General features: G+C 70.9%; 8 protein-coding genes and 3 pseudogenes. 9 read left to right on the top strand and 2 right to left on the bottom strand.

Annotated features, from left to right (window positions below):
* Window positions 1–17: 17 nt before the first annotated feature.
* The 7 genes and pseudogenes from AB5J55_RS00815 (at window position 18) to AB5J55_RS00785 (ending at window position 9,040) form a co-directional block, all read left to right on the top strand.
* Entirely contained in the window at window positions 18–1,040 is a 1,023-nt protein-coding gene (locus AB5J55_RS00815) for a zinc-dependent alcohol dehydrogenase (protein WP_369268760.1), read from the top strand.
* A 5-nt stretch (window positions 1,041–1,045) separates the two neighbouring features.
* Window positions 1,046–1,930: a universal stress protein gene (locus AB5J55_RS00810; protein WP_369268759.1), complete on the top strand. Its 885-nt coding sequence runs from the start codon at window positions 1,046–1,048 to the stop codon at window positions 1,928–1,930.
* A 104-nt stretch (window positions 1,931–2,034) separates the two neighbouring features.
* Entirely contained in the window at window positions 2,035–4,416 is a 2,382-nt protein-coding gene (locus tag AB5J55_RS00805; protein WP_369268758.1) for a phosphoketolase, read from the top strand.
* Between the two features lie 50 nt (window positions 4,417–4,466).
* Window positions 4,467–4,734: pseudogene (locus AB5J55_RS00800) on the top strand (glyceraldehyde 3-phosphate dehydrogenase NAD-binding domain-containing protein); the annotation flags it as partial.
* A gap of 335 nt (window positions 4,735–5,069) precedes the next feature.
* Entirely contained in the window at window positions 5,070–7,772 is a 2,703-nt protein-coding gene (locus AB5J55_RS00795; RefSeq protein ID WP_369268757.1) for a GNAT family N-acetyltransferase, read from the top strand.
* 21 nt (window positions 7,773–7,793) lie between these two features.
* Window positions 7,794–8,523: pseudogene (locus AB5J55_RS00790) on the top strand (CBS domain-containing protein).
* 16 nt (window positions 8,524–8,539) lie between these two features.
* Window positions 8,540–9,040, top strand: coding sequence for a flavodoxin domain-containing protein (locus AB5J55_RS00785; RefSeq protein WP_369268756.1), 501 nt, complete (start codon window positions 8,540–8,542; stop codon window positions 9,038–9,040).
* A gap of 141 nt (window positions 9,041–9,181) precedes the next feature.
* Here AB5J55_RS00785 and AB5J55_RS00780 read toward each other — a convergent pair whose 3' ends face one another.
* Window positions 9,182–9,574: an STAS domain-containing protein gene (locus AB5J55_RS00780; protein ID WP_369268755.1), complete on the bottom strand. Its 393-nt coding sequence runs from the start codon at window positions 9,572–9,574 to the stop codon at window positions 9,182–9,184.
* A 277-nt stretch (window positions 9,575–9,851) separates the two neighbouring features.
* On the opposite strand from AB5J55_RS00780, the gene AB5J55_RS00775 reads away from it, so the two are divergent.
* A complete protein-coding gene (locus AB5J55_RS00775; protein WP_369268754.1) occupies window positions 9,852–10,922 on the top strand; it encodes a zinc-dependent alcohol dehydrogenase family protein in 1,071 nt (356 codons plus the stop codon).
* 18 nt (window positions 10,923–10,940) lie between these two features.
* Window positions 10,941–11,610, top strand: a pseudogene (locus AB5J55_RS00770) (pyridoxamine 5'-phosphate oxidase family protein).
* A 111-nt stretch (window positions 11,611–11,721) separates the two neighbouring features.
* Here AB5J55_RS00770 and AB5J55_RS00765 read toward each other — a convergent pair.
* Window positions 11,722–12,186 carry a pyridoxamine 5'-phosphate oxidase family protein gene (locus tag AB5J55_RS00765; RefSeq protein WP_369268753.1) on the bottom strand — a complete coding sequence of 155 codons (465 nt, stop codon included), beginning with the start codon at window positions 12,184–12,186 and terminating at the stop codon, window positions 11,722–11,724.
* Window positions 12,187–12,203 lie beyond the last annotated feature (17 nt).

The following is a 12,203-nucleotide window of genomic DNA, read 5'->3' as shown; positions in this document are numbered from 1 at the left end:
CCCGAGGAGAAGAAACCATGAAGGCAGCGGTCGTACGTGCCTTCGGCGAGCCCCTGGTCATCGAGGACCGCCCCGACCCCGAGCCGGGCCCCGGCCATGTTCGTGTCCGGGTCGAGGCCGCCGGGCTGTGCCACACCGACATCCACGCCGCCCACGGCGACTGGCCCGTCAAGCCCAGCCTGCCGTTCGTACCCGGCCACGAGGGGGTCGGCCTCGTCGAGAAGCTCGGCGACGGTGTGACCCACCTCAGCGTCGGTCAGCGGGTTGCCGTGCCGTGGCTGGGCAAGGCCTGCGGGCGATGCGAGCACTGCCTTTCCGGCTGGGAGACGCTGTGCGAGCAGCAGATCAACACGGGCTACGGCTGCGACGGCGGCTACGCCGAGAAGATGCTGGCCTGGGCCGACTTCGCACAGCCGGTGCCCGAGGGCGTCACCGCCGTTGACGCCGCCCCGCTGACCTGCGCCGGCGTGACCACATACAAGGCGCTCAAGGTCGCCGACGTGCGGCCCACGCAGCTCGTTGCGATCTCCGGGATCGGCGGACTCGGTCATCTGGCCGTGCAGTACGCGAAGATCGCCGGAGCCACCGTCGCGGCCATCGACGTCACCGACGAGAAGCTCGAACTGGCCGCTGAGCTGGGCGCCGACCTCGTCATCGACGCACGCAAGCACGACGTGGGCGAGGTGCTGAAGCGCCACGGCGGCGCCCACGCCGCGATCGCGCTGGCGGTGAACGAGGCCGCGTTCGCCGCGGTCAACTCCGGGCTGCGGCGCGGCGGCAAGCTTGTCATGGTCGCCCTGCCCGCTCATGGCGCCATCGAGGTTCCGATCTTCGACACCGTCCTGAACGGGACGAGTGTGATCGGCTCCATCGTCGGTACCCGGCAGGACCTCGCCGAGGTCTTCCAACTCCACGCGGCGGGCCGTACCAGGGTCATCTGCGAGACGCGCCCGCTCGCCACCGTCAACGAGTCCATCGGCGACGTGCTGCGCGGCCAGGTCAAGGCCCGCATCGTCTTCGATCTCGGTGCGGGACGGTGACGGCGGTGGACCTACCGATCGTCGTCGGAGTCGACGGCTCCGAGCCCAGCCTGCGGGCCGTCGACTGGGCGGCCGACGAGGCCGTGCTGCGCGGGGCGTCGCTGCGGCTCGTGTACGCCTCGCTGTGGGAGCGGTACGAGGGCGCCGCCCTCGCCCACGACGTGGGCCGGTCGTCCGAGCAGATACGGGCCCAGGACATCGTGGAGACCGCCGCCCGCCGTGGCCACCGTCGTCATGCCGATCTGAAGATCTCCATCGACACACTGCCCGAGGAACCCGAGTACACACTGGTGCGGGAGAGCCGCCATGCCTCCCTGCTGGTGACGGGCACCCGTGGCCGCAGCGGAGTCGCCGAGGCGCTGCTGGGTTCGGTGAGCCTGAGCGTCGCCGGGCACGCGCATTGCCCGATGGTCGTCGTGCGCGACAGTCGCGACAAACAGGTGCGGCCCGGGACGCACGGCCGCATCGTCGTCGGCGTCGGCGTCGGCGTCGGCGAGAGGCCGACGACCCCGGCAGCGGTGCGTTTCGCCTGCGACGAGGCGCGGCTGCGGGGCGCGGTCCTGGACGCCGTACGAGCCTGGCGGCGCCCCGCGCACGGGACCACGGACCACCCCCTGCTCGTCGGGGAACCCGCGCGGATGCATGAGGAGCAGGCCGTCGAGGTACTGGACAAGGCGCTGCACGACGTCCCCGCCGATGTCGAGGCACACCGCCGTACGGTCGAGGGCCACACCCGGGACGTCCTGGTGGCTGCCTCGCGTGACGCCGACGTCCTGGTCGTCGGCGCCGAGCGCCACCATCGGCACTTCGGGCTCCAATTGGGCCGGGTGGCCCACGGGGTGCTGCACCACTCGGCCTGTCCTGTCGCCATCGTGCCCGAGCGGGCATGAGCATGCGAGGAGGGACCCCCTGCGCGTCAGGGCCACAGCCCTGACGCTGACTCTTCCAGCTCCACCGCCCTGCCAGCCGAATCGACGATTTCCGGAGACTCCGTATGTCCAAGGTGGAACACCAGAACGCCACCGCACTTTCCGACGATGAACTGCTTACGCTCGATGCCCATTGGCGGGCCGCCAACTACGTTGCCGCGGGACAGATCTACCTGATGTCGAACCCGCTGCTGACCGAGCCCCTGAAGCCGGAGCACATCAAGCCCCGGCTGCTGGGCCACTGGGGCACCTCGCCCGGGCTCAACCTCGTGTACACCCACCTCAACCGGGTCATCAAGGCGCGCGGGCTCGACGCGCTGTGCGTGTGGGGCCCCGGGCACGGCGGTCCGTCCGTCCTCGCCGGCTCTTGGCTGGACGGCAGCTACAGCGAGACCTATCCGGACGTGTCCCGCGATGGGCAGGGGCTGGAGCTGCTGTTCCGGCAGTTCTCCTTCCCGGGCGGTGTGCCGAGCCATGTGGCGCCGGAGGTGCCAGGGTCCATCCATGAAGGCGGCGAGCTCGGATATTCGCTCGCTCACGCCTACGGCGCCGCCTTCGACAACCCGGACCTGCTCGTCGCATGCGTCATCGGCGACGGTGAGGCGGAGACCGGTCCGCTGGCCGCCTCCTGGCACTCGAACAAGTTCCTCGACCCGGTCCACGACGGTGCGGTCCTGCCCATCCTGCACCTCAACGGTTACAAGATCGCCAACCCGACCGTGCTGTCCCGGCTGCCGGAGCCCGAACTCGACGCGTTGCTGCGGGGGTACGGCCATGAGCCAATCCATGTCACCGGCGACGACCCCGCAGCCGTCCACCGGGCGCTGGCCCACGCCTTCGACGAAGCGCTGAACTGCATCACCCTGATGCAACGTTCGGCCCGCGAGGGAGGCGTCGCCGAGCGTGTGCACTGGCCGATGATCGTGCTGCGCACCCCGAAGGGCTGGACCGGCCCTGCCGAGGTCGACGGGCTGCCGGTGGAGGGAACCTGGCGTGCCCACCAGGTCCCGCTCGCCGGCGTACGGGAAAACCCGGAGCATCTACGTCAGTTGGAGGCATGGCTGCGCTCGTACCGGCCCGAAGAGCTCTTCCACCCGGACGGCCGACCGGTCGCCGAGGTCCTGGCCTGCGTTCCCGAGGGTTCCAGGCGCCTGGGGGCCACTCCGCACGCCAATGGCGGTCTCCTCCTGCGCGACCTGCCCATCCGATCCCTCGACACCTTCGCCGTACCCGTCGAGAAGCCGGGCACGACCCTGCACGAACCGACCCGGATCCTCGGCGACCTGCTGGAACAGGTCATGAAGGACACCAGCGCCCACCGGAACTTCAGGGTCGTCGGACCCGACGAGACCGCCTCCAACCGGCTCCAGGCCGTCTTCGACGCCAGCGGCAAGGCCTGGCAGGCGGGAACGCTTCCGGTCGACGAGCACCTGGACCGGCACGGCCGGGTGATGGAGATCCTTTCCGAGCACCTCTGCCAGGGCTGGCTGGAGCGCTACCTCCTCACCGGCCGACATGGACTGTTCTCCTGCTACGAAGCCTTCGTGCACATCGTCGACTCGATGGTCAACCAGCACATCAAGTGGCTGAAGACGTCCAGGGAGCTGCCGTGGCGCGCCCCCATCGCCTCCCTCAACTACCTGCTGACCTCGCATGTCTGGCGGCAGGACCACAACGGCTTCTCCCACCAGGATCCCGGGTTCGTCGACCACGTCCTCAACAAGAGCCCCGAGGTCGTACGGGTCTATCTGCCGCCGGACGCCAACACCCTCCTGTCCGTGGCCGACCACGCCCTGCGCAGCCGGGACTATGTCAACGTGATCGTGGCCGGCAAGCAGCCCTGCTTCGACTGGCTGTCCATGGATGCCGCCCGCGCCCACTGCGCGCGCGGCGCCGGTATCTGGGACTGGGCGGGCACGGAGAACGGCGCCGAACCGGACGTCGTCCTCGCCTGCGCCGGCGACGTGCCCACCCAGGAGGTCCTGGCCGCCGCCCAACTGCTCCGGCGTCACCTGCCCCAACTCGCCGTGCGCGTGGTCAATGTCGTCGACATGACCCGGCTGCTGCCGCGCGAGGAGCACCCGCACGGCATGACCGAGTTCGAGTACGACGGCTTGTTCACCACCGACAAGCCGGTGATCTTCGCCTACCACGGATACCCGTGGCTGGTCCACCGCCTCGCCTACCGCCGCGCCGGCCACCCGAACCTGCACGTACGTGGCTACAAGGAGTCCGGTACCACTACCACGCCGTTCGACATGGTCGTCCGCAACGACCTCGACCGATACCGCCTGGTCATGGACGTCATCGACCGCGTCCCCGGCCTCGCCGTCCGCGCCGCCGCCGTACGCCAGTCGATGGCCGACGCCCGCACCCGCCACCACGCCTGGATCCGCGAACACGGCACCGACCTGCCCGAAGTCGCCGAATGGACCTGGAACAGCTGAACGCTCCTGCTCCCGGAAGGAGTTCGCCATCATGACCGTTACGCGTCGGTATCAACGGCTTCGGGCGCATCGGCCGCACCTACCTCCGTGCCGCCCTCGACCGCGCCGAAGCGGGCACTCAGGACGTGGCGGTGGTCGCGATCAACGACATCACCGCACCCTCCACTCTGGCCCACCTGCCGGAGTGACTCGACGTTCGGCCACATCGGACGCGAGGTCGTCCACGACGACAGCTCGATCACCGTCGACGGGCGCCGCATCGCCGTCGGTGCCGAGCACGATCCGGCGCAGCTCCACTGGTCCGACTACGGCGCCGACAAGGCCCCGATCGTCTCCCGCGACGTCATCGGTGACCCCACCTCCTGCATCTTCGACCCGGCGCTCACGCAGGCCAACGGCAGCCTCGTCAAGGTCTTCGGCTGGGGCGACGACGGCTCTTGGACCTCACGGCCCTCGTCGCCGATGTCTGACACCCACCGTGGAGGGGACCGGTGGCGCCGATCACCGGTCCCTTCCGCATGCTTGGGACGAGCAGGGACGACCAGCGAGAAACGTTGGGCCGACCGGCCCCCGGAACGCCCCGGACAGCCCATGGGACCCCTCGACGGTCCGCTGGATGCTCGAAGTGTCGAGAGGCTTGGAGGAGAACCAAGATGATCACGACGACCGACGACGAGCACGACCGATCCCCGGCCCACGCCCTGCTCGCGGACGGCACCACTGTGTGCATCCGCCCCGTTGTCCCGGCCGACCACGATCAGCTGGAGGAGCTCTACGACGAGATGTCCCCCGAGAACCTGCGCCTCAGGTTCTTCGCGGCCAGCCGGCGGTCGGCCACCATGGCCGCCGACCGGGCCTGTGCTCCCGCCCGCCCGGGTTACCGGGCTCTGCTGGCCGAGACACAGGGCCACGTGATCGGCCTCGCTGAGTACGAGACGGGGGACGAGGCGGACTCAGCCGAGATCTCCATCGCTGTGGCCGACGGACTCCATCACCGTGGCGTGGGCACCCTGCTCGTCGAGCACTTGGTCTCCGCCGCTCGCTCCGAAGGCATCACCACCTTCACCGCCGACGCCCTCGGCGAGAACCATGAGGTGCTCCGCCTCTTCTCCGACCTCGGCCTGCGCGTCACCCGTCGCTTCGACGGCCCTGAGGTGCGCTGCACCGTCCCGCTCGACGAGGACGACGCCTACCTGTCAGCCGTGGAGGCCCGCGGACGCCGCGCCGATGTGGCCAGCCTCCAGCCCCTGCTGCGGCCGCACGTGATTGCCGTCGTAGGTGCCGGACGCAAGCCCGGCTCGGTCGGCCGGGCGCTCCTCCACCATCTGCACTCCGGCGAATTCAGCCGGCGGCTCTTCGCAGTGAACCCCAGCGCCACGTCCATCCTCGGCATACCGTGCCACCCCTCGGTCACCGCGCTACCCAGGACGCCGGACCTCGTGGTCGTCGCCGTGCCCGCCCCAGCCGTTCCAGCCACCGCCGAGGAGTGCGGCAAGGCGGGCGTGCGGGCCTTGCTTGTGGTGACCGCGGGCCTCGACAGCGATCAGGCGCAGGCACTGCTGTCCGCCTGCCGCACCCACGGCATGCGCCTCGTCGGCCCGAACTGCCTCGGCATCACCAACACCGAGCCGGACCTGCGCCTCGACGCCACGTTCGCCGCCGGTCACCCGCACCCTGGCACGGCGGGCGTCGCCGTCCAGTCCGGCGGCATCGGGATCGCCCTGCTCGACGGACTGTCCCGCCTGGGCATCGGCGTCTCCTCGTTCGTCTCCCTCGGCGACAAGTACGACGTCAGCGGCAACGACATGCTCCAGTGGTGGGAGAGCGACGGCCGCACCGACCTCGCCCTGCTGCACCTGGAGTCCTTCGGCAACCCGCGCGCCTTCTCCCGTACGGCCCGCCGGGTGACCCGTTGCATGCCGGTGCTCACCGTCGACGCCGGCCGCACCGACGCGGGCCGCCGCGCCGCCGCCTCGCACACGGCGGCCGCCGCGACCCGCACCATGACCCGCCAGGCCCTGTTCACCCAGGCCGGCATCACCGCTACCCGCTCTGTCGGCGAACTCCTTGAAACCGCAGCCCTGTTGCACTCCCAGCCGCTCCCGGAGGGCTCCCGGGTCGCGATCGTCACCAACGCGGGCGGCGCGGGCGTCCTGGCGGCGGACGCCTGCGGGGAGGCCGGGCTCGCCCTGCCGGCGTTCACGCCCTCGACGGTCGACGACCTGCTCGCCGTACTCCCGGACGGTGCCGCAATCGGCAACCCCGTCGACGCCACGGCCGCGGTGACCGAGGAAGAGCTCGGCACGTGCGTGGACCGGCTCATGCGGTGCACGGGCATCGACGCCGTACTGGTGGCCCTCGTCCCCACCGCAGTCGCCGAGGCAACCGGGGACGACCTGGTGCGGGCACTCACCCGGTCCCCCGGACGCCGTGCCCGGCCCGTCGCCGTCGTACGCCTGGAACAGGCTCTGCCGGTCGAACTGCTGCCCACCGCCGACAGCGGAACGATCCCCTCGTACGCGGAACCGCACTCGGCGGCACGTGCGCTGGCCCACGCCGCCGCCCGCGCGGGCTGGCTCGGGCGCCCCGCCGGTTCCGTCCCCGAGCTTGCGGACGTGGACGCCCCGCGCGCACACGCGGTCGTCGACGACCATCTCCGCGCGCATCCGGACGGCGGTTGGCTCGACCCGAGCACCTGTGCCGACCTCCTGTCCTGTTACGGCATCCCTCAGATCCCATGGGCCTGGGCCGAGACCGAGGACGCCGCCGTCCTGGCCGCCGAGCGGCTGCGCGGCGTCGATGGACGGGTGGTGATGAAGGCCCACTGGCCGGGGCTGGTGCACAAGACGCAGCAGCACGCGGTCCACCTCGACCTGCGGGGCGACACCCAGGTCCGTACCGCGTTCCGGGACTTCCAGACGCGATGCGCGGGGCTGATGACCGGAGTGGTCGTGCAGCCGCTCGCCGCCCGGGGCACCGAGTTGTTCGCGGGCGTCGTCCAGGATGAGGTCTTCGGGCCGCTCGTGCTGTTCGGGCTCGGCGGTAAGGCCACCGAGGTGCTCGCCGACCACGCCGCCCGCCTGGCCCCGCTCACCGACCACGACGTGCACGACCTGATCACGTCCCCGCGCTGCGCCCCGCTCCTGTTCGGCACGCACGGCGGCGCACCTGTCGACCTTGAGGGCCTGGAACAGCTGCTGCTGCGGCTTTCCCGCATGGCCGCGGACCTGCCGCAGCTTGCCGAGGCCGACTTCAACCCGGCCCTCGCGACACCGGACCAGGTCACCGTGCTCGACGCACGCGTCCGCCTGCTGCCGCGCCGGCCCCACGACCCCTATTTGCGCCGACTCCGCTGAATCCGCTGAGGAGGAACGGTGATGAAGCACAACAAGGTCGGCTCCGTGATGACGAGTGACGTCGTCCGGGCCGAGTACGGCACCCCGGTCAAGGAGATCGCGCGGCTGCTCGCCGACCACCGGATCGGCGGACTGCCTGAGGTCGACGAGGACGACAAGGTCATCGGCGGCATCTCCGAAACGGACCTGATGGCCCGCCAGGCCACGACCCCCGACCCGTACGAGCCGGAGCGCCGCTTCCGACTGGCCGACCTGACGTGCAGCGCCCGGCGGCAGGCCGCGAAGGCCAGGCCCGTACGGCCGGTCAGCTGATGACCGAACCCCCGGTCACCGTGCACGCCGACGACACCATCATCGAGGCCGCCCGGACCATGGCCAGCGGCGCGTGGAGCGGCTGCCGGTCCTCGACGAGGAGGAGCGGTTGGTCGGCATGGTCACCCGGCGCGACCTGCTCCAGGTCTTCCTGCGGCCCGACGCGGAGATCCGCGACGAGATCGTCCAGGAGGTGCTGATACGCGCCCTGTGGCTGCTTCCGCCCAGCATCGATGTCTCCGTCACGGAAGGGGTCGTCATCCTCACCGGCCAGACGGAACGCAAGAGCGAGACGGCCATCGCCGTCTCCATGACCCGCCAGATCGACGGCGTGGTCGCCGTGGTCGACCAGCTCACCTGGCGCCTGGACGACACGGGGCTGCGACCCGACGAGCCGGCCCTGCAAGGCGTGGCCGACGACTGGCTGCGCCGACTCTGAGAGGAGGCGGACCATCATGACCCGCAACGTGTTGGTGGCCTACGGAACGACCAACGGATCGACCGCGCAGATCGCCGAAGCCATCGCCGACGTCCTGCGCAAGGACGGGCTGACAGCGGATGCGCTGCCGGCCCGGACCATGGCGAGCGTGTCCTCGTACGACGCCGTCGTGGTCGGCGGCGGGCTGTACGCCGGACGCTGGCACAAGGACGCCCGCCGCTTCGTCCGGCGACACGGCAGGGCCCTCGCCGAACGCCCGCTCTGGCTCTTCAGTAGCGGCCCCCTCGACCCCTCGGCCTCCGAGCGCGACATCCCGCCAGTGCCCGGAGTGCAGAAGGTCATGACGCGGCTGGATGCCAGGGAGCACATCACCTTCGGCGGCTGCCTGGAAGAAGGCGCGAAGGGGTGGGTGGCCGGGATGATCCTGCGCTCCGGGAAGGGCGGGGACTTCCGGGACTTCACCGCGATCGAGGAGTGGGCGGGGCGCGTGGCCGCTGAGCTGGCGGGTGGTGATTAGCGGACGGGTAGACGGAATTGGGCGACCCTGGTGCCCGGACAGCGGGCACCAGGGTCGTATCACCGGAGGGTGGCCCCATGGGCCGAGGAGGGCGATGCCCCCGGGCCGCCCGGCACCAATTCACGGCTGAGGGTGGGCCGTTCAGCCCATGGCGACCGGAGGGGCGTCGACAATCGGCGTACGGGCCAGTGCCCTGGACAGATCGGGGTGCACTTCGAACACTTCGCCCAGGCCGGCCGCCCGGAGAATCCGCAGGAAGCGTCTGCTGCCGGTGATCAGCCGGAGCCGACCGTGACGGGCCAGGACGCGGTTCCGCGTCCGGCACAGGACGCCCAGGCCGGCGCAGTCGATGAAGGCCACGGGACGCAGGTCGAGCACCAGGTCCGGGTGCGGGCCCGAGGACAGGGCGTCGAGACGTGCTGCCAGCGGTATCGCTGTCACGAGGTCGATCTCGCCGCGCAGCTCGACGACCGTCGTCCTGTCGACGGTGTGTACCGCCTGGGACGGTGCGAACCTCGTGTGGATCTCGTTCATAGCCTGATCAAAGACCCGCGGGTGCTCGTGCGGAAGGGCCGAACGGTCCCTGCCGGGTGGGTCTGTGGGGCCCGCGTGAATCTACCCGCGGCGGCCGTACGAACCCGCCCCCGCCCGGTCCTTCAAGGGGCCCGACCGGCCCATGCGGTCCGCCCGCATGCGGGCCAAGCTGGACTTGCGGGGCACATCCGACGCAGGTCGGCGCCGGGCTCGTAGTGGCGCCGGGATCCCGTCGCCGGACCCGGCCCCGCGGCCCATCGAGTGGGAGAGGGACGTCATGAAAGGCTACGTGTTCCACGGCAACGGACAGTCCGCCTGGGAAGAGATCCCCGACCCAGCGATCAAGGATCCCACCGACGCGATCGTGCGCGTCGGAGTCGTCACCATCTGCGGCACGGACCTGCACATCCTCAAGGGCGACGTTCCTGAAGTGCGCCCCGGTACCGTCCTCGGCCATGAGGCCGTCGGCGAGATCGTCGAGGTCGGCAGTGACGTCCGGACCGTGCGGCCGGGGGACCGGGTCCTGGTCTCCTGCATCACCGCGTGCGGACGTTGCGCCTACTGCCGCCAGGGGGCGTACGGCCAGTGCCGGGGCGGTGGCGGCTGGATCCTCGGTCATCTGATCGACGGCACCCAGGCCGAGTACGTCCGCGTGCCCTACGCGGACCTGTCCGTGCACCCGCTGCCGGGCGCCATGGACAGCGCGGACGCCGTCCTGCTGGCCGACATCCTTCCGACCTCCTACGAAGTGGGCGTGCTCAACGGGCACGTCCGTCCCGGAGACACCGTCGTCGTGGTCGGCGCGGGCCCCATCGGACTGGCGGCCATCGCCACGGCACGGCTGTTCACCCCCGAACGGATCGTCGCGGTCGACCTTGCCGCCGCCCGGCTGGAGGCCGCCCGGCAGCTCGGTGCCGACGCGGTGGCCGATGCCCGGGAGACCCCCGAGCAACTGGTCGCCGACCTCACCGACGGCCTCGGCGCGGACGTCGTCATCGAGGCGGTCGGGGTACCCGAGAGCTTTGAACTGTGCACCCGCATGGTGCGGCCCGGCGGCCGCGTCGCCAACGTCGGCGTGCACGGCGCCCCTGCGACCCTGCACCTCGAAGACCTCTGGATCAAGAACATCACCATCACCACCGGCCTGGTCGACACCTACTCCACCCCGACCCTGCTGCGGATGACGGCATCCGGCCGCCTGCCCACGTCGCAGCTGGTCACCCACACCTTCCCCCTGGAGCGCATGGAGGAGGCATACGACGTCTTCGCCCGCGCCGCCGACACCGGCGCCCTCAAAGTCGTGCTCGGCGGGAAGCAGCACGAGGTCGTCGCCGTGGGCGCGGCGTGACGAAGGGGCGTGACGACGATGGCCGAACGGACACAGACCGAACGGACACAGACCGAACGGCCTCTGGGCGATCTGGGACGCCGCCTCGCCGCGCACAACTCGGTTTGTCCCGGCGGGAGACGGCCGCCCGGACCGGCATGGCACCCAGCTACCTCAAGCACCTGGAGGAACATCCCGGCGCCGCGCCGGACAGGGGAGCGCTCCTCATCCTGGCCGCAGCCCTGGAGACCACGGTTTCGGAGCTCACCGGCGGATACACCGACCTGCCGCCCGGCCTTGAACAGGCCGCTCGCGCACCTGAGTTCACTGAACTGAGCCCGATGAGTGCAGGTCCCTCCTCGGCATGCACGGCGTGATGAGAATCGCACTGTCCACCGCTTCGGGCCCCGTCGTCGTGCCCGTCAACCACAGCATCGTCGACGGCGCCATCGTTTTTCGCACCGCCTCCGATACGACGCCGTCGCTGGCTGCCGGCCGCCCGGTGGCCTTCGAGGTCGACCGCATCGACGACGCGTTCAGCCGGGGCTGGAGCGTGCTCGTGCGAGGGCGCGCCCGAGCGGTGACGGAACCCGAAGAGGCACCCCGACTCGAGGAGAGCGCGTACAGCCGCCCCTGGGCGGGAGGCGGACGCGATCTGTGGGTGCGGGGCGAACCGAAGGCGGTCACCGGGAGGCGGATCGCAGTGTGACGTTCCCTGCCCTACGCGCACGCACGCGTCGCAAGCCGAACGGCCCTGCCCCAAAGGGCCGTTCGGCACCCCTGTGGGTACTCCCCGACTCCTGCTCCGCAGGCGGCTGGGTCAGGCCTCGCCCGCACGGCCGCCCGCGGTGAGCAGGATGCCCGTGACCAGGTCGGGCCGGATGCGGATCGCCTGGTCCATGGCCCGCTCCACCCACGGCTGCAGCAGCGCCCGGCAGCGGGCCAGGTCGTCGGGATCGGTCACCGGCCGCGCGTACCCGGTCACCACCACACTCCAGCCGAGATGCGTCTGCGGGTCGATGGCGTCGGCTTCGTAGGCGACGACGACACCAGGGCCGTCGGCCGACTGGGTCTGTGAGATCAGGGCAGCGCCTTCGTGGGTGCGGATGACGATGTCTCCGTCGTCCAGGACGTGGTTGACCGGTCGCACGGTCGGCAGCGCGTGCCGGGTGAAGACGATCCTCCCCAGGGGCACGCTGCCCAGCAGCCGCAGCGCCTCGGCGCTGTCGAGCTCGATGCGCCGGCGCGGTCCTGCGAGGACCGGCCGCCCGTCGTCGTGGGTCATGGCTGACTTCCGTTGAG

It is taken from the genome of Streptomyces sp. R11, assembly GCF_041051905.1.
Taxonomy (GTDB): domain Bacteria; phylum Actinomycetota; class Actinomycetes; order Streptomycetales; family Streptomycetaceae; genus Streptomyces.
This window is presented reverse-complemented; position numbering and strand designations above follow the sequence as displayed.

Bases quoted from the DNA above. Each gene is read 5' to 3' on its own strand.
- AB5J55_RS00815 (WP_369268760.1), top strand. From the start codon at position 18: ATGAAGGCAGCGGTCGTACGTGCCTTCGGCGAGCCCCTGGTCATCGAG.
- AB5J55_RS00805 (WP_369268758.1), top strand. From the start codon at position 2,035: ATGTCCAAGGTGGAACACCAGAACGCCACCGCACTTTCCGACGATGAA.
- AB5J55_RS00795 (WP_369268757.1), top strand. From the start codon at position 5,070: ATGATCACGACGACCGACGACGAGCACGACCGATCCCCGGCCCACGCC.
- AB5J55_RS00785 (WP_369268756.1), top strand. From the start codon at position 8,540: ATGACCCGCAACGTGTTGGTGGCCTACGGAACGACCAACGGATCGACC.
- AB5J55_RS00780 (WP_369268755.1), bottom strand. From the start codon at position 9,574: ATGAACGAGATCCACACGAGGTTCGCACCGTCCCAGGCGGTACACACC.
- AB5J55_RS00775 (WP_369268754.1), top strand. From the start codon at position 9,852: ATGAAAGGCTACGTGTTCCACGGCAACGGACAGTCCGCCTGGGAAGAG.
- AB5J55_RS00765 (WP_369268753.1), bottom strand. From the start codon at position 12,186: ATGACCCACGACGACGGGCGGCCGGTCCTCGCAGGACCGCGCCGGCGC.